Genomic DNA, 26093 nt, shown 5'->3' with positions numbered 1-26093 from the left:
AGAAGAAAGAGCAAAGAAACAAGTTTTTTTTAAAGTCTTTCATCTTGGTTCTTGCTTCTTAAAAAATAAAACAATGAATACTTTCGATATAAATACAATAACACGTGAAAACGTAAAATCCTTAAAACCATATTCTTCTGCAAGAGATGAGTTTGAAGATTTTGACACAGCCGAAATGATTTTTCTAGATGCTAATGAAAATCCGTTTCAAAATGGTGTAAATCGTTATCCAGATCCACAACAGAATTCGGTTAAAGCAATTTTGGCTAAAAACAATTTAATAAAACAAAGCCAGATTTTGTTAGGAAACGGAAGCGATGAAGTTTTAGATCTGCTTTTTAGAGCTTTCTGCGAACCAAATAAAGACAATATCATTTCGTTACCGCCAACATACGGGATGTATGGTGTTTTGGCTAATATTAATGCGGTTGAAAATAGAGAAATTCTGTTATCAACAGACTTTCAGCCACAAGTAGAAAAGATTCTAGAAGCAGTTGATAAGAATACGAAAATTATTTTTTTATGCTCACCAAATAACCCAACAGGAAATTCTTTTTCAGATGAAAGTGTGGTGAAATTATTGCAAAACTTTAAAGGTTTAGTAGTAATTGATGAAGCATATATTGATTTTTCGGAGAAGGAAAGCTGGTTGGCAGAAATAGATGCTTATCCAAATTTAGTGATTACGCAAACACTTTCTAAAGCTTATGGTTTAGCAGGAATTCGTTTAGGGGTTTGCTATGCTTCTGAAGCTGTAATTTCAATTTTAAATAAGATCAAACCGCCTTATAATGTAAACGAATTAACGCAACAAAGAGCAATCGAACGTTTGAAGGATTTTGATAAAATTAAACAAGAAATAGCTTCTATTGTTGAGCAAAGAGAAGAATTGCTTAAAGTTTTACTTGAAGTGAGTTTTGTTGAAAAAGTATATCCAACGGAAGCTAATTTTATTTTAGCAAAAGTGGATGATGCGAACAAAAGATACGATCAATTGATCGAAAAAGGAATTGTAATTAGAAACCGAACGACACAACCTTTATGCGAAAATTGTCTTCGCTTTACAATTGGAACAAAAGAAGAAAACGCTGTTGTAATTAGAGAATTGAAGTTGTTGAATTAAAAAATATAGCCACAGATTAGAAGGATTAAAATGATTTCTTTCTGTGTGTGATTTTTAGCCACGAATTACACAAATTAGCACGAATTAAATTGGAGAAATTCGTGAATTCGTGGCAAAAAAATCATATTAATCTGTGAAATCTGTGGCAAAACAAAAAAACATGAAAAAAGTACTTTTTATCGATCGTGACGGAACGATTGTTTTAGAACCTGAAAACTACCAATTAGACAGTTTAGATAAACTAGAATTTTATCCAAAAGCATTTCAGTATTTGGCTAAAATTGCTAATGAATTAGATTACGAATTAGCAATGGTAACCAATCAGGACGGATTAGGAACGGACAGTTTTCCTGAAGATACGTTTTGGCCAACGCAAAATTTCATTCTAAAAGCTTTTGAAAACGAAGGAGTTGTTTTTGATGAAATTTTTGTTGACAGAACTTTTCCTGAAGAAAACGCGCCTACACGCAAACCAAGAACTGGAATGCTTACTAAATATTTGAACAATCCTGAATATGATTTAACTAATTCTTTTGTTTTAGGAGATCGTTTAACGGATGTTGAATTGGCGAAAAACCTTGGTGCAAAAGCGATTTTCATGAACGATACAGATGGCGCAGGAAGCAATGAAATTTCTTCAAAACGTGAAGAATTGGATGAAACAATCGTTTTGCAGTCAATGGATTGGAAGAAAATTTATGAGTTTTTGAAATTAGAGGCGCGTTCGGCTTCTATTACAAGAAAAACGAACGAAACGGATATTTATATTAATTTAAATCTTGACGGAACAGGAAAAAGCAAAATCGACATCGAATTGCATTTTTTGATCACATGTTAGATCAAATCTCGCGTCACGGTCAAATGGACTTGGAGATTCTTGTAAAAGGGGATTTAGAAGTTGATGAACATCATACAATCGAAGATACAGCAATTGCTTTAGGAGAAGTTTTCGCAAAAGCTTTAGGAAATAAATTAGGAATTGAACGTTATGGTTTCTGTCTTCCAATGGATGATTGTTTAGCGCAAGCGACAATTGATTTTGGAGGAAGAAATTGGCTGATTTGGGAAACCGAATTTAAACGTGAAATGGTTGGAAAAATGCCAACTGAAATGTTCTATCACTTCTTCAAATCATTCACAGACGGTGCAAAAGCCAACTTAAATATCAAAGCAGAAGGAATCAACGAACATCATAAAATCGAAGCAATCTTCAAAGCTTTCGCGAAAGCAATAAAAGTAGCCGTAAAAAGAGATACCGAAAAAATGATTTTGCCTTCAACGAAAGGAATGCTTTAATTGAGTCAAAAGTGGAAAGTCATAAAGTCGAAAGTTTCCTAAATAACGGATATTTAAAACGACTTTAAGACTTTGGACTTTTGACTTTAAGACTAAAATTAAATGAAAATAGTAATTATAAATTACGGAGCAGGAAATATACAAAGCATAATGTTTGCTATTGAAAGATTAGGTTTTAAAGCTGTTCTGAGTAATAATCCAGATGAAATCAAATCGGCAGATAAAGTGATTTTTCCTGGTGTGGGCGAAGCGAGTTCGGCTATGGCAAAACTTCGTGAAAGTGGTTTAGACAGTTTGATTTCAGAATTAAAACAGCCAGTTTTAGGAATTTGCTTGGGTATGCAGTTAATGTGCAACAAAACAGAAGAAGGAAATACCAAAGGTTTAGGCATTTTTGATGTTGATGTTGTAAAATTTTCAAACAACGTAAAAGTACCACAAATGGGTTGGAATCAGATTTATGATTTAAAAACCGATTTATTCAAAGGAATTTCTGAAAATGAATTCATGTATTTGGTTCACAGTTTTTACGCACCAAATTGCGAATATGCTGTTGCTAAAACAAATTATGACGTAGAATACGCATCTGCATTACAAAAAGATAATTTTTACGGTACACAATTTCACCCAGAAAAGAGCGGTGATGTCGGAGAAAAGATTCTAGGTAATTTTTTAAAAATGTAAAAAATCAAATATCAATCAAATTATCAATTTTGAAAATCAAAAAGGCTTTATGACTTTAGACTTTCAAACTTTAAGACTAAATTAAAATGAGAATAATACCAGCCATAGATATCATTGAAGGAAAATGCGTTCGTTTGTCCAAAGGTGATTATGATACTAAGATAATTTACAATGAAAATCCGCTTGAAGTGGCAAAATCATTTGAAGCACACGGAATTGAATACCTGCATTTAGTAGATCTTGACGGTGCAAAATCGAGTAAAATTGTCAACTATAAGATATTAGAACAAATTGCAACGCAAACGAGCTTAAAAATTGATTTTGGAGGCGGATTAAAATCCGATGATGATTTAAGAATTGCTTTTGAAAGTGGTGCAAACCAAATTACCGGCGGAAGTATTGCTGTAAAAAACAGAGCAATTTTTGAAAAATGGATTTCAGAATATGGTTCAGAAAAAATTATTTTGGGAGCTGACGCAAAAGATGAAAAAATAGCGGTTTCTGGCTGGTTGGAAGAATCAAACGAAGATTTAGTTCCATTTATTCAAGATTATCAATCAAAAGGAATTCAGTATGTTATTTGTACAGATATTGCCAAAGATGGAATGCTTCAAGGTCCAAGTTTTGATTTGTATAGCAAAATTTTAGCAGAAGCAAAAGGCATAAAATTAATTGCTTCTGGCGGAATTTCAACTTTCGACGAATTACCAAAACTTGCAGAATTAGGCTGTGAAGGAACTATTATCGGAAAAGCAATTTACGAGGGAAGAATCACTTTGAAACAACTAGAGAATTATATAATTGGTTTATAGTTGTTAGTTGTTGGTTGATAGTTTATCGTATTAGCCAACAACAATCAACCAACAACCAGCAACCAAATTAAAAATGTTAGCAAAAAGAATAATACCTTGCTTGGATATAAAAAACGGAAGAACTGTAAAAGGCGTTAATTTCGTTGATTTGCGTGATGCAGGAGATCCTGTAGAATTGGCTGAAATTTATTCGAGAGAAGGCGCAGACGAATTGGTTTTTCTAGATATTTCGGCAACAGAAGAAAGACGCAAAACTCTTGTAAATATGGTACGAAGTGTGGCAGAAAAAATCAATATTCCGTTTACGGTTGGTGGCGGAATTTCATCTGTTGAAGATGTTGATATTCTATTAAATAATGGAGCTGATAAAGTTTCAATTAATTCATCGGCATTTAAAAATCCGCAGTTAATTAATGATTTGGCTCAGAAATTTGGAAGTCAATGTGTTGTCGTAGCAATTGATGCTAAACAAATTGACGGACAATGGATTGTACATTTAGTTGGAGGAAAAGTGCCAACTGAGTTGAATTTATTCGATTGGGCCGTTGAAGTTGCAGAACGAGGTGCAGGAGAAATCCTTTTTACTTCAATGGATAATGACGGAACTAAAAATGGCTTTGCAAATGAGGCTTTGGCGAAACTATCCGAATTAGTAAATATTCCAATTATTGCTTCGGGAGGCGCTGGAAACATACAGCATTTCGTAGATTCGTTTAAAGAAGGAAAAGCAGACGCCGCTTTGGCGACAAGTGTTTTTCATTTTAAAGAAATCGAAATCAAGGCGTTGAAACAAGAATTAAGAAATAATAATATAGAAGTTCGATTATAGTTTTGACTTTAAGACTTTGGACTTTATAACTTTAGACTAAAATTATGGAAATCGATATCAAAAGCGCACACGGATTAATTCCTGCTATAATCCAAGATTCAGAAACAAAAAATGTTTTGATGTTGGGTTATATGAACGAAGAATCGCTTCAAAAAACAATAGAAACACAAAAAGTAACTTTTTTCAGCCGTTCAAAACAAAGACTTTGGACGAAAGGCGAGGAGAGCGGTAACTTTTTAGAATTGGTAAGTATTAAAAACGATTGTGATGGTGATACGCTTCTGATTCAAGCAAAACCTGTTGGGCCAACGTGCCACACAGGCGCAGATACTTGCTGGCAGGAACCAAATGATGCCAATTACGGTTTTATTTCGCAATTAGAAAATACAATCAAAACCCGCAGAGAAAATGCTGATTCTGAACAGAGTTATGTAGCTTCTTTATTTGCAAAAGGAATCAATAAAATTGCTCAAAAAGTTGGAGAAGAGGCAGTAGAAGTGGTGATTGAAGCAAAAGATGATAACGATGATTTGTTTCTTAGCGAAAGCGCCGATTTATTGTTTCATTATTTGATTCTGCTTCAAGCGAAAGGATATCAGTTAAATGATGTTGTCGAAATTTTGAAGAAACGTCAGAAGTAAAGCTTGTCATTTCGACCGAAGGGAGAAATCACACCAGAAATTCCGCAAAGAATATCTTCAATCTTTGTCGATTTATGAGTGTGATTTCTCCCTTCGGTCGAAATGACACAATTAAGCAATTATACAAATAAACAGTTAAGCAAAAACAAATCATTCCACAAACTCAAAAACTGCAAACTCTTGTGGCTGATGAAAACCAAAAATTAAACTCTTATAAGGTTGTAAAGCAAGATATTCAGTTGTATTACCGTAATCAATTCTAAAAGCATTTCCTTTCCATTTTGTTCCAACTTTAGGTTTCGAAAAACCACCGTTTTCAATATTTTCTAGACTAGAAAACGGAATTTTAATTTCAACTGTATAGCCTTCTGGAGTCACTTTGCTTACAGATTCTAAACCTTTTATATCAAAATCCATTGCAGTATTCCATCCGCCACATTCTGGCGAAATGCATTTTAAAAGCAAATCATAATTTGTAGAAAATGCATTTACTCCAATTTCAATATAATTCTGACCGTCTCCATCTGGATCAAGAAATATTTCGACTAAATCATCAGTATTAAATATCTGAGAATCTTTTTTTTGCGGTGATCCAATGATTTGTGAATCAGTGCATTTGTAGGCTAAGTATAAGTTTTTATTATTCCACGAAAGTGAAACAAAAGTATTTTGCAAAGCTTTTTCTCCAGAATTATGAATTACGAAAGGGCCAATAAAAGGCGTTTTCCACTCTTTTAAATCTCCATCAATTGTTATTTTCTCAGATGTTTTATAAACAGGAAATGTCTGCGAATAGTTATTTATTGAATATAAAAATATCAAAAGGTATACAAATGAGCTAAATTTCATAAAACAGGAAAATTTTAGCTAAAATAAAAAACAATATGATATATGATTATAAATTTTGTAACATAAATTGAAAATATATACTAATGTTGTAACTAATTCAAAACTTAATTTATAGATATGAAAAGATACTTTAAAAGTGTTGTAGTTGCTTTTCTAATTGGTTTTACTGCCAATGCTCAAGGCCTTTTAAGTAAATCAGAAACAGGTTTTACGCATCAGGATACTTTACGCGGAAGCATTACTAAAGAAAGAGCTTGGTGGGATTTGAAATATTATCACCTTGATATTAAGGTGAATCCGGCAGACAGAACCATTTCGGGAACCAATACTGTTCGTTATACGGTTTTAACGGATTACAATCGTATGCAGATTGATCTTCAGCAACCAATGAATATCACAAAAGTTACACAGAATGGAAAGGAATTAAAGTTTGAAAGAGATGGAAATGCTTTCTTTATTACTTTGAATGAAAATCAAAAAGTGGGCGATACAAAAGAAATTATTGTATCGTTTGGCGGTGTTCCAAAAGAAGCTGTTCGTCCGCCTTGGGATGGAGGAATAACTTGGCAGAAAGATAAAAACGGAAAAGATTTTATAGCTTCATCTTGTCAGGGATTAGGAGCTAGTGTTTGGTGGCCTTGCAAAGATCATATGTACGACGAAGTAGAGAATATGCTAATTAGTGTAAATGTTCCTGGAGATTTAACTGATGTTTCAAATGGAAGGCTTCAAAGTATTAAAAAACAAAAGGATGGAACAAAAACTTTTAACTGGTATGTTGCCAATCCGATTAATAATTACGGCGTAAATATCAATATTGGAGATTACGTTAATTTCTCAGAAAAATTTAAAGGAGAAAAAGGTGATTTAGACTGTAATTACTATGTTTTGAGAGACAATTTAACTAAAGCAAAAGAGCAATTTAAAGATGCGCCAAAAATGCTGAAGGCTTTTGAAAGCTGGTTTGGACCTTATCCGTTTTACGAAGACAGTTATAAATTGGTCGAAGTTCCGTATTTGGGAATGGAGCACCAGAGTTCTGTAACTTATGGGAACAACTATCAGAATGGGCATAACGGACATGATATAAGCGGAACCGGTTGGGGATTAAAGTTTGATTATATCATTATTCACGAATCGGGTCACGAGTGGTTTGCCAATAATATTACTTATAAGGACATTGCCGATATGTGGATTCATGAAAGCTTCACCACTTATTCTGAAGTTCTTTTTATAGAATATTATTACGGAAAAGATGCCGCAAATGAATACGCGAGAGGAATTAGAAAAATGATTGCTAATAAAGAGCCTATTATTGGGTATTATGATGTAAACAGAGAAGGTTCTGGAGATATGTATCCAAAAGGCGCCAACATGATTCATACGATTCGTCAGGTGATTAATGATGATGCGAAGTTTAAATCGATTCTTCGTGGATTGAACAAAACGTTTTATCATCAAACCGTTACCACAAAACAAATTGAAGACTATATTAGTAAAGAATTTGGAATTGATTTTAGCCCCATTTTTAATCAGTATTTGAGAACGCCTCAGGTGCCTGTTTTTGAATATTATTTTAAAAATAAAAAATTAGCTTATCATTGGATTAATTGTCAGGAGAACTTTAATCTTCCTTTAAAGGTAACTTTAAACGGCGAAGAAACTTGGCTAAAACCAACAACAGACTGGCAAGCCAAAGATTTAAATAGCGAAAAAACAGCTTTAACTGTAGATAAAAACTTTTATGTTATTGAATCTAATATCACAAATTAATCTTTGTAATTAGTTTAAAAACTGAAACCCAATAAATTTCTTATTTATTGGGTTTGTTTTTTATGAAGAAATCATAAAATTTTAGAATTCTTAATTCGAATGTTTACATTTGTGACAGATTAAGTTCGAATACTTTATTTATTTTATAATTCTAACTAATGAAAAATTACTTTGGAAGCATTTTAGGTGCTTTTCTAATTGGTTTTACTGCCAATGCTCAGGGACTTTTAAACAAGTCAGAAACCGTTTTTACACATCAAGACACTTTACGCGGAAGCATCACAAAAGAGAGAGCCTGGTGGGATTTAAAATATTATCACCTTGATGTAAAGGTTAAACCTGCTGAAAAATTTATTTCAGGTTCAAACACCGTTCGTTATACTGTTTTAACAGAAAACAACCGCATGCAGATTGATTTGCAAGAACCAATGAATATTACCAAAGTAACGCAAAATGGTAAAGAATTAAAATTTGAAAGAGATGGAAACGCGTTTTTCATCACTTTAAACGAAAAACAAAAAGTTGGTGCAGTAAAAGAAATCGTGGTTTTTTTTGAAGGAAAACCGAAAGAAGCTGTTAGAGCTCCTTGGGATGGTGGTTTCTCTTGGAAAAAAGATAAAAACGGAAAAGATTTTATTGCTACTTCTTGTCAAGGTTTAGGCGCTAGCGTTTGGTGGCCTTGTAAGGATCATATGTACGATGAAGTAGAGAATATGCTAATAAGCGTTAATGTTCCTGGAGATTTAACTGAGGTTTCTAACGGAAGATTACAAAGCGTAAAGAAAGAAAAAGACGGAACTAAAACTTTCAATTGGTATGTTGCCAATCCGATCAATAATTATGGTGTAAACATCAACATTGGAGATTACGTTAATTTCTCTGAAGTTTTTAAAGGTGAAAAGGGAAATTTAGATTGCAACTATTATGTGTTAAAAGATAATTTAGCTTTAGCAAAAGAGCAGTTTAAAGATGCTCCAAGAATGCTTAAAGCTTTTGAAAACTGGTTCGGGCCTTATCCTTTCTACGAAGACAGTTATAAATTGGTTGAAGTTCCGTATTTAGGAATGGAGCACCAAAGTTCTGTAACTTACGGAAATCAATACAAAAATGGTTATTTAGGACGTGATTTAAGTGGAACAGGTTGGGGATTAAAGTTTGATTTTATCATTATTCACGAATCAGGTCATGAATGGTATGCTAACAATATTACTTATAAAGATATCGCAGATATGTGGGTTCACGAGAGTTTTACCAATTATTCAGAAAGTCTTTTTGTGGAATACTACTATGGTAAAGAAGCCGGTGCTGAGTATGTAATTGGATGCAGAAAAAACATTAAAAATGACACACCAATTATTGGACATTATGATGTAAACAATGAAGGATCTGGAGATATGTATCCAAAAGGAGCTTCAATGCTTCATATGATTCGTCAAGTTATCAATGATGATGCAAAATGGAAATCGATTTTACGAGGCATGAACAAAACGTTCTATCACCAAACGGTTACTGGAAAACAAATTCAGGATTATATTAATGAGCAATCTGGAATTAACTTCAATAGAGTTTTTGCTCAATATTTAACTACAACTCAAATTCCGGTTTTTGAATATATGTTTAAAAATGGAACGTTCGGATATCATTGGACAAATTGTGTAGCGAAATTTGATATGCCGGTAAGAGTGAAATTAAACGGCGTTGAAACATGGTTGAAGCCAACTACAGAATGGCAATCGGTTAAAACAACAAACGAAGATAGAAAACTAGAAGTTGATAAAGATTTCTATGTTACGACTTCTAATATAGTCGAATAAAAATTCGATAATTTTCAATTTTTTAAATCCCAAATTCCAATTATCGGAGTTTGGGATTTTTTTATGGTTGTTAATCCGACAGGTTTTAAAAACCTGTCGGGTTTGTTGTTTTTAGTGTTTAGTATGTCATTTTGACCGAAGGGAGAAATCTCCACAAGAAACTCCACAAAGATTGGATTCTCATTACGGAGCTACTTGCGAAGATTTCTCCTTCGTCGAAATGACAAAAAGCCTTGAATTTAAAGGCTTTTTATTGGAATTTGGATTTTTTTATTAGAATTTAAATCTTAACGATTGTTCAATTTCGCCTTTTCCTTAATTATATCCGCAATTTTTCGATTCTCAATTTTACTTTCCAGCCACGAAATAATATCAAGATACAAGAAAGCTCTTTTCTCGTAAGTGTTCTTTTCAAGTTCTACGAAACGAGCGTGCATTTTCTTGAATTCCTTTTTAATATCAGCAGGGTAGAAGTTGTTTAGGTTTCTTAAAAACTTGATAATCTCCTTTTGAACCTCATGCAAATCGTTCATCTTCAATAAGAACTTATAGGTGCTCTTTAGATGATTTTCTAAATAATAATCTTTTCCAAGTTCGTAATGTGCAATCAGCGATAATAATCTCGCGAAGCACATTAAATCTTCGCGCATGGTCAAGTTCTTGTTGTTGATGATTTTATCTAAGTAATTAATGCATTCATTGTATTTTTCGTTACCAAAATAAATAGAAGCAATTTTATAGAAAAACAACATTTCGTGATGTTCATCAAGATGCTCGCTGTGTAATTTCAGTTTATTTAAAATTTCAGGAATCAAATATTCGCTTTCTGCGAAAGTACCTTCTAGTATGTGTAGATTCAATTTATTGTTATATACATATAAGAAAGACAATGAAGCAAGATTATCATTTGAAGGAAATTTTGGATCTGCAATAGTTTCTTCTAGAAGATTCAAGTACTTTTTGAAATTCGACTTATACTTAAGCATATAAAGCGATTCTAAGAAGTAATGATTTCCTTTTAAGAAAAATACAGGATTCAGATAAATCATATTTGGATTATCATAAAAAAGTCGCACCCATTTATAAGCAAATTTATAACTCGCTAAGAAATCCTGAACCAAGAAGCTTCGCCATAAATTAGCATTGTAAAACCAATATTTTTCGCGAAAGCCAAATTTACTTTCATCAAGTTTAGAAATATGTCTATTAAAATAGTCGTCTATGTATTTGTATTCGGCATCACTTTTTACATATCCTGTTTTTAGCATGATTCCGTAAAGCTGAAGCGATAAGTTCGAAAGTTTACTTGAAATTGTGTTTCTATAATTTAATTCTTTGGCTTGAACAACCAATTCGTCGGCGCGACCTTGAATACTTCGTGTGATATATTGTGATTCGATTAATTTTTCGAACTCAACAATTTCATACGCCATATATTTTTCGTCATTTTCAAGAGCTTGCTGTTTTGTTTTATCTAAAATTTTCAAACTTTGCTTGTATAATCCTTTATTATAAAGAATAACAGCAAAATCCATTTGCTCTCTAAGCTGATAACGGATGTTTTGGCTCGGAATATTTAGCCTTATACTTACTAGAATTTGTTTGTATAAGTATGATTTTAAGTTAGATAACTGTACTTTTTGGATAACACCACTTTTAAGAATGAGTTTTTCATCATAAACTTCAGATTTATCTAAAATGTTGAATAATTCGATAAATTTTGTATTTGAACTCGTTTCTAATCGGCTTGCAAAAATTTTAAACTGCCTTTTTTCTGATTTCGAAAGTGATTTGATTAGAACAAATAAGAAATCTTTTTGATGGTTAGCCATTGTAAAAAATAATAATATAACTTATTGATTGTAAGTTAGTTAGTGTGTGATAAATCGTTTTATAAACAGTATAATTTCATTAAAATGAATTTCATACTGTAATAGTACAATATATATTTGTTATCAAGATGTGAAATTACATTAAATAAATGAATATGAATAGAGAGAAAGTTCAAATTTTTGACACCACATTGCGAGATGGTGAACAAGTTCCAGGATGTAAGTTAGATACTAAGCAAAAATTAGTTATTGCAGAACGACTAGACAAAATGGGAGTTGACATTATCGAAGCAGGCTTTCCTGTGTCAAGTCCGGGCGATTTTTTATCGGTCTCTGAGATTTGTAAAATTGTAGAAAATGCAACCGTCTGCGGACTTACAAGAGCCGTAAAAAACGATATTGATGTTGCAGCAGCAGCTTTAAAGCACGCTAAGAAACCTAGAATCCATACTGGAATCGGAACTTCGGAATCTCATATACTCCACAAATTACAAACTACGCCTGAAGATATTATTGCAAGAGCAAAATTTGCTGTATCACACGCTAAATCTTATGTAGAAGATGTAGAATTCTACGCAGAAGACGCTGGTAGAACAGACAATGCGTTCTTAGCTAAAGTTTGTGAAGAAGTTATTAAATCTGGAGCAACTGTATTGAATATTCCTGATACTACTGGATATTGTCTTCCAGAAGAATACGGAGCAAAAATTAAATACTTAAAAGAAAACGTAAAAGGAATCGAAAACGTAATCCTTTCATGTCACTGTCATAATGATTTAGGAATGGCAACTGCAAACTCAATCGCAGGAGCTATAAATGGAGCAAGACAAATAGAATGTACTATTAATGGTATTGGAGAGAGAGCTGGAAATACTGCACTTGAAGAAGTGGTTATGATTTTCAAACAACATCCTTACCTAAACTTAGATACAAACATCAATACAAGAGAATTGAACGAAATGAGTCGTTTGGTTTCTGAGAGTATGGGAATGATTGTACAGCCTAATAAAGCGATTGTTGGAGCAAATGCTTTTGCACACAGTTCTGGAATTCACCAAGATGGTGTGATCAAAAACAGAGCAACTTACGAAATCATGGATCCGTTAGATGTCGGAGTAAATGAATCTTCAATCATTTTGACAGCAAGAAGCGGAAGAGCTGCTTTGGCTTACCGTGCTAAAAAAGTAGGCTACGAATTGACAAAAACACAATTAGATATCGTTTACATCGAATTCTTGAAATTCGCTGATATTAAAAAAGAAGTTGTAGACGCAGATATCCACCAAATTATAGAAGCTTCTAAAATAGAAGGAGAGTTAATCAGAAACTAATATTTCAATATAAAAATTTAAGGAACAATAAGGATTTAAAGACATAAATAGCGAGAGATTATGAATTTAAAAATAGCAGTTTTACCAGGAGATGGAATTGGACCTGAAGTAATTTTACAAGCTAAGAAAGCTTTGTACGCCATTGGCGAAGTGTATAATCATGAATTTGTTTTTGAAGAAGCGCTGATGGGAGCGGTTGCTATTGATAAAACTGGAAATCCGTTACCGGAGCAAACTTTAAATCTGTGTTTAAACACTGATGCAGTTTTACTTGGTGCAATTGGAGATCCTAAATACGATAACAACCCAAATGCAAAGGTTCGTCCAGAACAAGGATTATTAAAACTGCGAAAAGAATTAGGATTGTTTGCTAATATTCGTCCTATAAAACCTTATAAAGCCTTAATTGAATCTTCTCCTTTAAAAAGAGAAATTATTGAAGGAGCTGATTTTACCATTTTTAGAGAATTAACTGGTGGAGCGTACTTTGGTACAAAAACACTTAATGAAGAAGGGACACATGCTTCAGATTTATGTGAATATTCAGAAGAAGAAATTACCAGAATTGCGCATTTAGCTTTTCAGTCGGCACAAAAACGACGTAAAAAACTTACAATGGTTGATAAAGCAAATGTTTTGGAGACTTCGAGATTATGGAGAAAAGTAGTTCAGAAAGTGAGCGAAGAGTATTCAGATGTTAAGCTTGATTTCTTATTTGTGGATAACGCAAAGAATGCAGTTGATTTTAAATCCAAAGCAGTTTGATGTGATTTTGACTGAAAACTTGTTTGGAGATATTTTATCTGATGAAGCTAGTGTAATTACAGGTTCAATAGGTTTATTGCCATCTGTGTCTTTAGGAGAAAAAAACGCTTTGTTTGAGCCAATTCACGGATCATATCCGCAGGCAAAAGGAAAAAACATTGCTAATCCGATTGCTTCGATTTTAGCGACAGACTTTTGTTAGAACATTTTGGATTAACTAAAGAAGCTCATGTAATTTATAAAGCGGTAGAAAAAGCAATTGAATACAAGGTAGTTACAGTTGATTTGAAACCAGATTCAAAATTTGGAACAAACGAAGTAGGAGAGTTCGTTTCTAATTTTATTTTCAGCAAAGATGATTTGCTGTATTTTAATAATGATAATGTAAGTATTGGGCAATCAACAATTGTTTAATATTTTTTGTTAAAATGTGAATATAATAACAAGAAGTCTTTGAAATGTTGAGATTTTATTTTTTTACTTCCAGAAGTTTACTTACTTTTGTGACACTAAAAAAATAAATGATGCAAATCTCAATTATTATTACTTCTGTCGTTGTTGTCAATGTGATTCACACATCTGCATCGGGAATGTTATAAATATAATTGAAAGACTATATTACAAACCTTCCAAATACTGGAAGGTTTTTTTTTGAATAAAAAATTAAAATAAATAAAAAGCAATAATGGAATTAAATAAGTACAGCAAGACCATCACACAAGATCAAACACAGCCTGCGGCGCAAGCGATGTTGTACGGAATTGGTTTAACTGAAGAAGATTTAAAGAAAGCACAGGTTGGTATTGTGAGCATGGGTTACGATGGTAACACTTGTAACATGCACTTGAACGATTTAGCAAAAGATGTTAAAAAAGGTGTTTGGGATGCAGATCTTGTCGGACTTATTTTTAATACTATTGGTGTCAGTGACGGTATTTCTAACGGAACTGAAGGTATGCGTTACTCACTAGTTTCTCGTGATGTAATTGCAGATTCTATTGAAACTGTTGCCGGAGCACAATGGTATGATAGTATTATTGCAATTCCTGGGTGCGATAAAAATATGCCTGGAGCATTAATCGCAATGGGAAGATTAAATCGTCCTTCTATGATGATTTATGGCGGTTCTATTCATTCTGGAAAATGGAAAGGAGAATCTTTAAACATCGTTTCTGCTTTTGAAGCATTAGGAAAAAAAGTAAAAGGCGAAATTACTCCAGAAGATTTCAAAGGTGTTATTCAGAATGCTTGTCCAGGAGCTGGTGCTTGCGGTGGAATGTATACTGCAAACACAATGTCTTCTGCAATTGAAGCATTAGGAATGAGCTTGCCTTATAGTTCTTCAAACCCTGCTTTAAGCCAAGAAAAAAGAGATGAATGTCTGGAAGCTGGAAAAGCAATCAAAATATTATTAGAAAAAGATATCAAGCCAAGAGACATTATGACTCGTAAGGCTTTCGAAAATGCTATTACAATTGTGGCTGTTTTAGGAGGTTCTACAAATGCTGTTATGCACTTAATCGCAATGGCTCACTCGGTTGGAATAACTATTACTTTAGATGATTTTCAAGCAATTAATGATAGAACACCAGTATTGGCAGACATGAAACCAAGTGGTAAGTACATGATGGAAGACATTCACGAAGTTGGAGGTATTCCAGCAGTTATGAAATACTTATTGAAAGTTGGACTTATTCACGGAGACTGTTTAACTGTAACAGGAAAAACGGTGGCTGAAAACTTAGCTTCAACTCCAGATTTACAAGACGGACAAGAAGTAATTCATGAAATTCAAAAAGCATTAAAACCAACAGGAAATATTCAGGTATTATACGGAAATCTAGCTTCTGAAGGTGCTGTAGCAAAAATTAGCGGTAAAGAAGGAGAATATTTCGAAGGACCAGCTGTTGTATTTGAAGGTGAATTTGAAGTAATTCCAGGTCTTCAAGCCGGAAAAATTAAACCAGGTAATGTAGTCGTCATCAGGGGTTGTGGGCCAAAAGGTGGTCCGGGAATGCCTGAAATGCTGAAGCCTACATCTGCGATTATTGGAGCTGGATTAGGAAGCAGTTGTGCACTAATCACAGACGGTAGATTCTCGGGCGGTTCGCACGGTTTCGTGGTAGGTCACGTTACACCAGAAGCATATGACGGTGGTGGTATTGCACTAGTAAAAGATGGAGATTTAATTGCTATCGATGCTGTGAAAAATACAATCGACCTGAAGATATCTGACGAAGAATTTGCGAGCAAGAAAAGCGGCTTGGGTTCAGCCGAAATTAAAAGTTGACAGAGGGGTTTTACTTAAATACGCTAAGTCGGTTTCTAGTGCATCAACAGGATGTGTAACCGATAATTAATTATAAAAAATCAAAAATCAATTTCAGCAAAATTGAAATTGATAAAAAAAATATACTATGAAAATATCAGGGGCAGAAGCCGTTATAAGATGTTTATTAGCAGAAGGAGTAGATTTAATTTATGGTTACCCAGGTGGAGCTATAATGCCAGTTTACGACGAATTATATAAATTTCAAGATCAGTTACACCACGTTTTAGTTCGTCACGAACAAGGTGCAACGCATGCAGCTCAAGGTTATGCAAGAGCTACAGGAAAAGTAGGAGTAGCCATTGCTACTTCTGGGCCAGGAGCTACAAACTTAGTAACTGGTATCGCAGATGCTCAAATTGATTCAACTCCATTGGTTTGTATTACAGGTCAAGTTGGAAGACACTTATTAGGATCTGATGCATTTCAGGAAACAGATATTATCGGAATTTCAACTCCGGTAACAAAATGGAATTTTCAAGTAACTGAAGCTTCTCAAATTCCTGAAATTATTGCCAAAGCATTTTACATTGCTCGTTCTGGACGTCCAGGGCCTGTATTGGTTGATATTACTAAAAATGCTCAGTTTGATGAGTTCGAATTTAGCTACGAAAAATGCACAGGAATTAGAAGTTATGTTCCAGTTCCAAAATTAAATTTAGATAAAGTTGCCGAAGTCTGCAGCTTTAATCAATAGTGCAAAAAAACCGTTTATTGTTTTTGGACAAGGAGTTATTTTGGGTCAGGCAGAAGCAGAATTTAAAGCAGTGGTTGAAAAATCTGGAATTCCAGCAAGCATGGACAATTTTAGGATTATCAGCTTTACCAACAGATCATCCTTTAAATGTTGGTATGCTTGGAATGCACGGAAATTATGCGCCAAATTTACTAACAAACGAATGCGATGTTTTAATTGCTTTCGGAATGCGTTTTGATGACCGTGTAACAGGTAAATTAAGTACTTATGCAAAACAGGCAAAAGTAGTTCACTTCGAAATTGATCCTGCAGAGGTTGATAAAAACGTGAAAACAGAAGTAGCTGTTTTAGGAGATGTGAAAGAATCTTTAACTGCTTTATTACCATTATTAGATGCAAAATCTCACGATGCTTGGCATAATGAATTTAAAGAATTAAGTAAAGTTGAATACGATTCAGTAATAAAAGAAGAATTAAATCCAACAAACGGTAAAGGAATTTCGATGGGAGAAACTATTGAAATGATCAACAAACACTCAAAAGGAGACGCAATTATTGTTTCAGATGTTGGTCAGCACCAAATGTTTGCTTGTCGTTATGCTAAATTCAATTCAACTAAAAGTAACATTACTTCTGGAGGTTTAGGAACTATGGGATTTGCATTGCCTGCTGCGATTGGAGCAAAAATGGGAAAACCAGAGCGTGAAGTAGTGGCGATTATTGGTGATGGAGGTTTCCAAATGACAATTCAGGAACTTGGAACTATTTTCCAAACTCAGGTTCCAGTGAAGATTGTTATTTTAAATAATGAATTCTTAGGAATGGTTCGCCAATGGCAGGAATTATTCTTTGATAATAGATATGCTTCTACAAAAATGATTAATCCAAATTTCATTGCAATTGCTGAAGGATATCATATCAAATCTAAAAAAGTTACACAGCGTGAAGATCTTGATGCAGCGGTCGCTGAGATGCTGGCTTCAAAAGATTCATATTTCTTAGAAGTTGTAGTCGAAAAAGAAAACAACGTTTTCCCAATGATTCCAACAGGAGCTTGTGTATCAGAAATTAGATTAAGTTAAGAAAAGTTTCAATCCCGATAGCTATCGGGAAAATAAAACTAAAAAAACAAATGGAAGATAAAACATTTACCATATCGGTATATTCAGAAAATAATGTGGGTTTATTAAATAGGATATCAGGAATATTCTTAAAGCGTCACATTAATATATTAAGTCTAAATGTTTCAGAATCAGAAATTGAGAATGTTTCAAGATTTATCATCGTTGTAAATACGACAGAAAAATGGGTTCAGAATATTGTTGGACAAATTGAAAAACAAATTGAAGTTATAAAAGCATTTTATCACACAGATGAAGAGACTATTTTCTTAGAAAATGCTTTATTTAAAATCGCTTCAAGTTTGTTGTTTGACGAGAAACAAATTCAGAATATTATTAAAGAGAGCCAGTCTACAATTGTGACAGTTTCTCGCGATTTCTTTGTGATTTCAAAATCAGGAAGACGTTCTGAAATTGAGGAATTGTACCAAAAGTTCAAACCATACGGAATTATGCAGTTTGTACGTTCGGGAAGAATATCAGTTTCTAAACAAAAAATGGAGATTTCTACATTATTAGAATCCTTTAAATAATAAAATCTTAGTTATATATATCAATATTAAAATTTCATTTCATTAAATATTAAAACAAAAATGGCAAATTATTTCAATACATTACCACTTAGATTACAATTAGAACAATTAGGAGTTTGCGAATTTATGGAGCAATCAGAATTTGCAGACGGAATTGCAGCATTGGCTGGAAAAAAGTTGTAATTGTTGGTTGTGGAGCACAAGGTTTGAATCAAGGTTTAAACATGAGAGATTCTGGTTTAGACATTTCTTATGCATTGCGTGCAGATGCAATTGCAGAAAAAAGAGCTTCTTATAAAAATGCAACTGAAAATGGTTTCAAAGTAGGAACTTATGAAGAATTGATTCCAACTGCAGATTTAGTTTGTAACCTTACACCAGACAAACAACATACAGCTGTGGTAACTGCTATTATGCCATTAATGAAACAAGGTTCTACTTTATCTTACTCTCACGGATTCAACATCGTAGAAGAAGGAATGCAGATTCGTAAAGACATTACTGTTATTATGTGTGCTCCTAAATGTCCAGGTTCTGAGGTACGTGAAGAGTACAAAAGAGGATTTGGAGTTCCAACTCTTATCGCAGTTCACCCAGAAAACGATCCAAACGGATTTGGTTTAGATCAAGCAAAAGCTTACGCTGTTGCAACTGGAGGACACAGAGCAGGAGTTTTAAGATCATCTTTCGTAGCTGAAGTAAAATCAGATTTAATGGGTGAGCAAACTATTCTTTGTGGTTTATTGCAAACTGGATCTATTTTATGTTTCGATAAAATGGTTGAAAAAGGAATCGATGCAGCTTACGCTTCTAAATTAATCCAATACGGATGGGAAACTATCACTGAGGCTTTAAAACACGGTGGTATTACAAATATGATGGATCGTTTAAACAATCCTTCAAAAATTGAAGCTTACGAATTAGCTGAAGAATTAAAAGACATTATGCGTCCTTTATTCCAAAAACATCAAGACGATATCATTTCTGGAGAATTCTCTAGAACTATGATGATCGACTGGGCTAATGACGATGTTAACTTATTGAAATGGAGAGCTGCAACAGGAGAAACTAACTTCGAAAAAACAGCTCCACAAGAAGCTCCAATCTCAGAACAAGAATATTTTGATAATGGAGTATTAATGATTGCAATGGTAAAAGCTGGTGTTGAATTAGCTTTTGAAACAATGACTGAGGCTGGAATCATTGAAGAGTCTGCTTATTATGAGTCATTACACGAATTGCCATTAATTGCAAACACAATTGCAAGAAAGAAATTATTCGAAATGAACCGTGTAATTTCTGATACTGCTGAGTACGGATGCTACTTATTTGATCATGCATGTAAGCCATTATTGACTGAATTCATGAAAAAAGTGGAAACTAACATTATTGGTAAACCATTTTCAACTTCAAACGGAGTAGACAATGCGGTACTAATCGCTGTTAATAAAGAAATTCGTCAACACCCTATCGAAGAAGTAGGAGCTTGGTTGAGAGAGTCTATGACGGCAATGAAAAAAATTGGATAATTAAAAAATTGGGAATTCCCGCAGAATTCGATTTTGCGGGATTTGCACTGTATCAATGATTTGTAATATTTTGAATTAGTAAGCACTTATTAAGATAATAGATATAGATGCATATTGCATTCACTTAACTTCAGTGAGAGAGTTAAGTGAAGCGGATCCCTAAAATGGGGTGTATTTTGAAAAAAATATGCTTGTTGAAATTTCTGTTTTAATTAATAAAGATGCTTGCTATTTTCAAAATAGAGAAAAGTCTCGCAGTGCGATTTACAAAATTAATTGTTATTGAAATTTGTTAAATTAAAAAAGGCATAATATCTATTTATTATGCCTTTTTTGCCCTTTCTAAATTGCATTAAAAAATAAAATTTTAAGACAACTGCAAATAATTATCATATTTTATTAAATAAAAGTTTTTTTTTGATAAAATTTATGAATTAAATTATTTCAAGAATACGTTCAGATTTAATACATTTATAAAAAAATTCAACAAACGATGAGCTATTACAAAATTGAAAATTTAGAACAATACTTTAAACATTACAATAAGTCAATAAGGGAGCCAAGAAAATTTTGGGGAAAAATAGCTGAGGAGAATTTCACATGGTACCAGCAATGGGAGAAAGTTGTTGATTTTAATATGGCTGAGGCAGAAGTAAAATGGTTTACAGACGCTAAAGTTAACATTACAAAAAACTGTATCGATAGACATTTAAGCAAAAGAGGAGAGAAGACGGCAATTATTTTTGAGCCAAATGATCCTTCTGAAGAGGCTTTACATATATCGTATAATGAATTATACGAGAGAGTTTCAAAAATGGCAAACGTTCTTCGCGAGCAAGGTGTTCGTAAAGGAGATAGAGTTTGTATTTATTTACCAATGATTCCAGAATTGGCTGTTTCTGTTTTAGCTTGTGCTAGAATTGGAGCAATTCACTCTGTTATTTTCGCTGGATTTTCTGCTTCTGCAGTTTCTGCAAGAATCAACGATTGCGAATGCAAAATGGTAATTACATCTGATGGAGGATATAGAGGGAACAAAACAATTGATCTTAAAGGAATTGTAGACGAAGCTCTAGAAACTTGCCCTTCTGTTACAAAAGTTTTAGTTGCAAAAAGAACTAATACTAATGTAAAAATGAAAGATGGTCGTGATGTTTGGTTACAACCATTATTAGATGCGGCTTTAGATAATAGTGTTGCTGAAATTATGGATGCCGAAGATCCTTTGTTTATCTTATATACTTCAGGATCAACAGGAAAACCAAAAGGAATGGTTCATACTACTGCTGGTTATATGGTATACACTGCGTATACTTTCAAAAATGTATTCAACTACGAAGACAATGATATTTTCTGGTGTACAGCAGATATTGGATGGATCACTGGTCACTCTTATATATTGTATGGTCCATTATTAAACGGAGCTACAACTGTAATTTTTGAAGGAGTTCCTTCTTATCCAGATTTTAGCCGTTTTTGGGATATTATCGAAAAACATAAAATTACACAATTCTATACTGCACCAACGGCAATCCGTTCATTGGCAAAAGAAAGTTTAGATTATATTCAAAAATATCCTCTTAAATCACTTAAAGTTATCGGATCTGTTGGAGAGCCAATTAACGAAGAGGCTTGGCACTGGTTTAATGACCACGTAGGAGATAAGAGATGTCCAGTTGTAGATACTTGGTGGCAGACAGAAACAGGAGGAATCATGATTTCGCCAATTGCTTTTGTAACCCCAACAAAACCTACTTATGCAACATTGCCATTACCTGGAATCCAACCTGTTTTGATGGATGAAAAACGTAATGAAATTGAAGGAAACCAAGTAGTTGGAAGTTTATGTATTAAATTTCCATGGCCGGGAATCGCTAGAACTATCTGGAATAATCACGAACGTTACAAAGAAACTTATTTCTCTGCTTTCCCTGGAAAATACTTTACAGGAGACGGTGCTTTAAGAGACGAAGTTGGATACTACAGAATTACCGGTCGAGTAGATGATGTTGTTATTGTTTCTGGACACAACTTAGGAACAGCTCCTATTGAAGATGCGATCAACGAACATCCAGCTGTAGCAGAATCTGCAATTGTTGGATTCCCTCACGATATTAAAGGAAATGCGTTATATGGTTTTGTTATTCTTAAAGAAACAGGAGAAGTTAGAAATAAAGAGAATCTAACTAAAGAGATAAACCAATATATTGCAGATCACATTGGACCAATCGCTAAGTTAGATAAAATTCAATTTGTTTCTGGTTTGCCAAAAACTCGTTCTGGAAAAATTATGCGTAGAATTTTACGTAAAATAGCTGAAGGTGATTTCTCTAATTTTGGAGACACTTCAACTTTATTAAATCCAGAAGTTGTTGAAGAAATTATGAAAGAAAGAATTTCTTAATTAAAAATATAATTCTAAAAAAGCCTCTTAACACGAGGCTTTTTTTATGGTATTTATTGGTTGTTTTTTAAACCTGCATCATTTACAAAAATAAGCTGTTGCATATTACTTAAGTTGGTAAGTGACAGAATTCCATTTTTATTTTCATTAATTCCATTTATTCTAAAACAAAACTCATTTCCGTCTTTATCTCGAAAAGTTACAAACTCAGCCGTATCATCTGAAAAGTTCTGACAACTATTTGAAATAGTATATTTGTACATTACCTTCATTTGGTTATTGTTGTAATTGTAAGCTTTTCCATCCTGAGTAAAGACCCATTTTGTACTTGTATTTGTTTTAGAATACCAATTTCCTAAAATACGTTTAGATGAAGGATCTTGATTTTGTGCAAAAATCACTGAAACAAAAAACAGAAAGGACAGAACAAATAGTAGCTTTTTCATAGAATTTTAGTTTTAGAAAAGGTTTGTCTCTAATTTTATTTAATCAATATAAAATTACAATTTTACTTAATTTGAAAAACCATTGAATTAGTAATTTTCTGTTAATTCATAAATAGAATGACAAAAAAAAAGCCTCTTAAAGTTAAGAGACCTTTTAAATATGATACTGATTAGAACTTGGTACTTTAAAAATTGTTTTTTTTTAAAATTTATTTGATTCCTAATCTAGATTTTAATTTTAAGAATAAAAGTCCAATTCTATACGCATCTTCAGAAGAAGAATTTCTATCGCTTTTTGGAATTTTATAAATCCCGCATAAATCGTCAAGCGAAAATTGCTTGTCATTTATATCTGTAAGCTTTCTGTACATGACATCTACATCTAAAGCCTCATTTTTCAATCGGCCGCAATCTAAACGTTCTAGAGCAGCATTCAGCATTTCGATATCAAAATTAATATGATGCCCAACTAGAATTGAGTTTCCTATAAAATTTACAAAAGCTTCAAGCGCATCTGGTTCAGGCATTTTCATCATTTTACTTTCAATGATAAATTCATTTGAAAGCCCGTTATCTTGAAGATATTTGTATTGTAATAAAACTGTTTCGAAACTTTCCTTAATAACAATGCTGTCATCAATAACCGAAAAAGCTCCAAGAGACAAAATAACATCTTTGTCCGGATTTAAACCAGAAGTTTCGGTCGATAAAACAACAAACTTATTAGGTTTGGTTTCGAATTTTGTTAAATAGTCTTTCCAGAAATCTGGATAGTCTTTATTAATGTTTTTTAACCAGTCTAGCATGTTTTATGAGAATTGTGTCAATTGAAATTTACTCTTTATCAGTTCCTCCAGGTCTTTCATTGGGGACAATGCATTTTTTAATTTCTCTTTGTCAGTTTTTGACATTTCTCTTAGGTTAATATATTGGCCAGAGTCGTCGTTTTTTAATCCTTCAACAGTTCTAAATTTTGAAAGCGTTAAAAAAGCTTCCGCACAACTTAAATAAATTTCAGCATTTTTAGAATCTGTGATTGCTAATTGTTTGAATCTTAAATAGGTATTTTGAATTCCTTTAATGTTTGCATTTAAAATTAATAAACGCGCTCCATCAATTAATGGCATTAAAGCTCTTGTTTTAATATCAAATTTATCCTTATTCGGACCATCTTCTTCAACAATGAATTTTTTAAAGAAACTTAAAGGTGAGTTTCTCTTTAAAGCATCGTTTCCTAAAAAGTCAAAGAATAAGGTATTGTTAACGGCATTTTTGAAAATCACATTTTCAATTGCTTCTTCAATTTTTGGTTCTCCAAAAACAATTTCATAATCAAAGAAAATACTACTCAAATCATTACTGTTTTCACCTGGAGTATTCATCCAACTGTTGTATTGTTTAGTCCAATCACTCAATGATTTACACCAAAGCATATTGCTTCCCATATGTCCATTTGGGCAATAATCGTAGCCCACTTTTTCTAATATAGAAGTTGTACGTTTTGCCAATCTCAAGAAATAATCTTTTACTTCTCTATATTTCTCAGGCGTAACATCTTCAAAAATTAAAATACTATCTTGATCTGTAAGTAATAATTGTTCTTTACGTCCTTGACTACCAATGCTTAACCATGCAAAACGTGCAGGAGGGGAGCCTAAGTCTAAAATCGATAATTCGACTGCTCTTTTAATAATAGCTAAGTTGATCTCACTTGCAATATTGCTAACATGTGAAATTGGAATATTTTTTTGAATCGAATTCTGAATCAAATCTGATAGACGATCGCGTATTTGTTTTAAGTCTTTAGGAAGCTGAGAACGCTTAATTTCTTTGATTAATACACCTGGGTTACTAGCTTGTGCTACAATAAGATCGTGTTCAGAAATAATTCCTTTTACTACAGATTTGCTTGTACCGTCTTTTGTAACACATAAGTGAGTTACGTTGTGTTTTAGCATCAATAATTGAGCTTCAGCTAAAGATACATTTTCTAAAACTGTAACAACTGGAGACGACATAATTTTATCAATAGTTTCACTAATAGGAAAGCGTCCTGTTGCAATTTTTGATGATAAATCTGCATTGGTAACGATACCAATTGGATGATTTTTTTCGCCACAGATTATGATATTGTCTACCATAGAATCTGTCATTAAAATTGCAACGTCTTTAATTATAGAACTTGCCTGTGTTGTTAAAGGAGAATTGTTATAGTTAAGAGACTGAATGTATTGCATTTCTGTCTGCTGATCTATATAATCAGAATCTGAAACTAATTTGCCGTTAGAGTTCATACTGTCTTTAGTATGACGAGAATTTACAGCAAAACTTTCTAATAAAAAGTTTAATACATCTGAATTATTTGCCACAAAAGGTCTGAAAACAGCAATCGGAATAGCATATACAATACTTTCCTCACGTGCTTTTGCCGTCATCATGTAGTTGTTTTTGGCAAAAAACGGACGTAAACCAAAAATATCGCCTTCGTGACACTTATTTATAATCGTTTCCTCAGCATCGGCAATAGTTGTAAGATTAATGACACCAGAAGCTACAACATAAAAGTTTTCATGAAGCGGATCGTTATTTTGAAATAATACCGCATGTTTTTCTAGATTAATGACACGAATATTCGTAGCAATATCTGATAATTCCTGGAAAGTTAAATTATCAAACGGTTTGTATTCTTTTAAAAAATCTGCAATATGTTCAGCAACTGTATTCATATATGTGATAATTTATTTTTAAAGTATCGAATGTAAAAATAGTAAAATAAACTCTTACAATGAAAGTTCTTTAGTAGAATCTAACTATTTTAAAGAAATGTTAAAAGATAATGACAATAAGACTTGCAAAAACTTTTCTGTTTTAAAAAATTGAATATTTACGATTGGCACAGAGACGATTTATGTTTACAAAAAAACATTGGCAAAAACTAGATTAATAAATACTGCGATATTTGAAAATATTTTAAATCTAAAATCATACAGCGTATTTATGAATATTTGAATTTAAGGAAAATGTTTTGATTAGAAAACAAACTGTATGTAAATCTAGCGAGCTAAATTTTGAATATTTGGAAATTTTCAAAAATAAAAATGATACAGCGCATTTTAAGCGATTTGAATTTAAGTAAAATGCTTTTGAAAATAAACTGTAATAATTTGGCAAGCTAAATTTTGAATATTTGAGTTTTTTCGAAAATAAAAATCATACAGTAGATTTATGAGAGATGTAGTTTTATAAAACTAAAATTCTCAAACAAAAAAATTAGAAGCAAGGATG

The 26093-nt window shown here is 32.9% G+C and carries 15 protein-coding genes and 5 pseudogenes; 15 read left to right on the top strand and 5 right to left on the bottom strand.

The features are described 5' to 3' along the window. Positions 1–73 precede the first annotated feature (73 nt). From hisC to hisIE, 6 genes and pseudogenes are all read left to right on the top strand, one after another. On the top strand, positions 74–1123 hold the full coding sequence (hisC, locus tag P5P87_RS04310) for a histidinol-phosphate transaminase (RefSeq protein ID WP_278021688.1): 1050 nt from the start codon (positions 74–76) through the stop codon (positions 1121–1123). A 160-nt stretch (positions 1124–1283) separates the two neighbouring features. Continuing rightward, positions 1284–2419 (top strand): annotated as a pseudogene (gene hisB / locus P5P87_RS04305) (bifunctional histidinol-phosphatase/imidazoleglycerol-phosphate dehydratase HisB). Between the two features lie 102 nt (positions 2420–2521). Beyond that, complete coding sequence (gene hisH, locus P5P87_RS04300) at positions 2522–3103, top strand: imidazole glycerol phosphate synthase subunit HisH (RefSeq protein ID WP_278021687.1); 582 nt, start codon at positions 2522–2524, stop codon at positions 3101–3103. 86 nt (positions 3104–3189) lie between these two features. Beyond that, positions 3190–3915, top strand: coding sequence for a 1-(5-phosphoribosyl)-5-[(5-phosphoribosylamino)methylideneamino]imidazole-4-carboxamide isomerase (hisA, locus tag P5P87_RS04295; protein ID WP_278021686.1), 726 nt, complete (start codon positions 3190–3192; stop codon positions 3913–3915). A gap of 73 nt (positions 3916–3988) precedes the next feature. Next, positions 3989–4744, top strand: a complete 756-nt coding sequence (hisF, locus tag P5P87_RS04290) for an imidazole glycerol phosphate synthase subunit HisF (RefSeq protein ID WP_278021685.1) — start codon at positions 3989–3991, stop codon at positions 4742–4744. A 44-nt stretch (positions 4745–4788) separates the two neighbouring features. Beyond that, positions 4789–5385, top strand: coding sequence for a bifunctional phosphoribosyl-AMP cyclohydrolase/phosphoribosyl-ATP diphosphatase HisIE (gene hisIE / locus P5P87_RS04285; RefSeq protein ID WP_278021684.1), 597 nt, complete (start codon positions 4789–4791; stop codon positions 5383–5385). 150 nt (positions 5386–5535) lie between these two features. Here the strand turns inward: hisIE and P5P87_RS04280 are convergent, their stop codons facing one another. Next, the gene (locus tag P5P87_RS04280) at positions 5536–6234 is read right to left on the bottom strand and encodes a carbohydrate-binding family 9-like protein (RefSeq protein ID WP_278021683.1); all 699 of its coding nucleotides are present in this window, start codon (positions 6232–6234) and stop codon (positions 5536–5538) included. A 117-nt stretch (positions 6235–6351) separates the two neighbouring features. Here P5P87_RS04280 and P5P87_RS04275 point away from each other — a divergent pair, with 117 nt between their 5' ends. Together P5P87_RS04275 and P5P87_RS04270 are read left to right on the top strand one after the other, a co-directional pair. Next, positions 6352–8007, top strand: coding sequence for a M1 family metallopeptidase (locus P5P87_RS04275; protein ID WP_278021682.1), 1656 nt, complete (start codon positions 6352–6354; stop codon positions 8005–8007). A 158-nt stretch (positions 8008–8165) separates the two neighbouring features. Further along, a complete protein-coding gene (locus tag P5P87_RS04270) occupies positions 8166–9821 on the top strand; it encodes a M1 family metallopeptidase (protein ID WP_278021681.1) in 1656 nt (551 codons plus the stop codon). A 287-nt stretch (positions 9822–10108) separates the two neighbouring features. On the opposite strand, the gene P5P87_RS04265 is transcribed toward P5P87_RS04270, so the two are convergent. After that, entirely contained in the window at positions 10109–11653 is a 1545-nt protein-coding gene (locus tag P5P87_RS04265; RefSeq protein ID WP_278021680.1) for a hypothetical protein, read from the bottom strand. Between the two features lie 155 nt (positions 11654–11808). Here P5P87_RS04265 and P5P87_RS04260 point away from each other — a divergent pair, with 155 nt between their 5' ends. The 7 genes and pseudogenes from P5P87_RS04260 (at position 11809) to acs (ending at position 22362) form a co-directional block, all read left to right on the top strand. Then, the gene (locus P5P87_RS04260; protein WP_198855681.1) at positions 11809–12984 is read left to right on the top strand and encodes a 2-isopropylmalate synthase; all 1176 of its coding nucleotides are present in this window, start codon (positions 11809–11811) and stop codon (positions 12982–12984) included. A 60-nt stretch (positions 12985–13044) separates the two neighbouring features. Next, positions 13045–14163, top strand: a pseudogene (gene leuB / locus P5P87_RS04255) (3-isopropylmalate dehydrogenase). Positions 14164–14434: 271 nt separating this feature from the next. After that, positions 14435–16109: pseudogene (gene ilvD / locus P5P87_RS04250) on the top strand (dihydroxy-acid dehydratase). 57 nt (positions 16110–16166) lie between these two features. Further along, positions 16167–17857, top strand: a pseudogene (gene ilvB, locus P5P87_RS26060) (biosynthetic-type acetolactate synthase large subunit). 50 nt (positions 17858–17907) lie between these two features. Further along, positions 17908–18429 (top strand): acetolactate synthase small subunit, encoded by a 522-nt coding sequence (gene ilvN, locus P5P87_RS04235; RefSeq protein ID WP_095929307.1) that lies wholly within the window; start codon positions 17908–17910, stop codon positions 18427–18429. 60 nt (positions 18430–18489) lie between these two features. Next, positions 18490–19958: pseudogene (ilvC, locus tag P5P87_RS04230) on the top strand (ketol-acid reductoisomerase). 493 nt (positions 19959–20451) lie between these two features. Next, positions 20452–22362, top strand: a complete 1911-nt coding sequence (gene acs, locus P5P87_RS04225; RefSeq protein WP_278021677.1) for an acetate--CoA ligase — start codon at positions 20452–20454, stop codon at positions 22360–22362. Between the two features lie 53 nt (positions 22363–22415). On the opposite strand, the gene P5P87_RS04220 is transcribed toward acs, so the two are convergent. From P5P87_RS04220 to P5P87_RS04210, 3 genes are all read right to left on the bottom strand, one after another. After that, positions 22416–22808 carry a hypothetical protein gene (locus P5P87_RS04220; RefSeq protein ID WP_198855676.1) on the bottom strand — a complete coding sequence of 131 codons (393 nt, stop codon included), beginning with the start codon at positions 22806–22808 and terminating at the stop codon, positions 22416–22418. A 209-nt stretch (positions 22809–23017) separates the two neighbouring features. After that, positions 23018–23614, bottom strand: a complete 597-nt coding sequence (locus P5P87_RS04215) for a 3'-5' exonuclease (RefSeq protein WP_198855675.1) — start codon at positions 23612–23614, stop codon at positions 23018–23020. Positions 23615–23617: 3 nt separating this feature from the next. After that, positions 23618–25534, bottom strand: a complete 1917-nt coding sequence (locus tag P5P87_RS04210) for a DUF294 nucleotidyltransferase-like domain-containing protein (RefSeq protein ID WP_198855674.1) — start codon at positions 25532–25534, stop codon at positions 23618–23620. Between the last annotated feature and the right edge of the window lie 559 nt (positions 25535–26093).

This window comes from Flavobacterium ginsengisoli, assembly GCF_029625315.1.
GTDB classification, from domain to species: Bacteria; Bacteroidota; Bacteroidia; order Flavobacteriales; family Flavobacteriaceae; genus Flavobacterium; species Flavobacterium ginsengisoli.
This window is presented reverse-complemented; position numbering and strand designations above follow the sequence as displayed.

Coding starts and splice junctions, on each gene's coding strand:
- P5P87_RS04275 (WP_278021682.1), top strand. CDS start 6,352: ATGAAAAGATACTTTAAAAGTGTTGTAGTTGCTTTTCTAATTGGTTTT.
- hisF (WP_278021685.1), top strand. CDS start 3,989: ATGTTAGCAAAAAGAATAATACCTTGCTTGGATATAAAAAACGGAAGA.
- P5P87_RS04280 (WP_278021683.1), bottom strand. CDS start 6,234: ATGAAATTTAGCTCATTTGTATACCTTTTGATATTTTTATATTCAATA.
- hisC (WP_278021688.1), top strand. CDS start 74: ATGAATACTTTCGATATAAATACAATAACACGTGAAAACGTAAAATCC.
- hisA (WP_278021686.1), top strand. CDS start 3,190: ATGAGAATAATACCAGCCATAGATATCATTGAAGGAAAATGCGTTCGT.
- acs (WP_278021677.1), top strand. CDS start 20,452: ATGAGCTATTACAAAATTGAAAATTTAGAACAATACTTTAAACATTAC.
- P5P87_RS04260 (WP_198855681.1), top strand. CDS start 11,809: ATGAATAGAGAGAAAGTTCAAATTTTTGACACCACATTGCGAGATGGT.
- P5P87_RS04220 (WP_198855676.1), bottom strand. CDS start 22,808: ATGAAAAAGCTACTATTTGTTCTGTCCTTTCTGTTTTTTGTTTCAGTG.
- P5P87_RS04265 (WP_278021680.1), bottom strand. CDS start 11,653: ATGGCTAACCATCAAAAAGATTTCTTATTTGTTCTAATCAAATCACTT.
- P5P87_RS04270 (WP_278021681.1), top strand. CDS start 8,166: ATGAAAAATTACTTTGGAAGCATTTTAGGTGCTTTTCTAATTGGTTTT.
- P5P87_RS04215 (WP_198855675.1), bottom strand. CDS start 23,614: ATGCTAGACTGGTTAAAAAACATTAATAAAGACTATCCAGATTTCTGG.
- P5P87_RS04210 (WP_198855674.1), bottom strand. CDS start 25,534: ATGAATACAGTTGCTGAACATATTGCAGATTTTTTAAAAGAATACAAA.
- hisH (WP_278021687.1), top strand. CDS start 2,522: ATGAAAATAGTAATTATAAATTACGGAGCAGGAAATATACAAAGCATA.
- ilvN (WP_095929307.1), top strand. CDS start 17,908: ATGGAAGATAAAACATTTACCATATCGGTATATTCAGAAAATAATGTG.
- hisIE (WP_278021684.1), top strand. CDS start 4,789: ATGGAAATCGATATCAAAAGCGCACACGGATTAATTCCTGCTATAATC.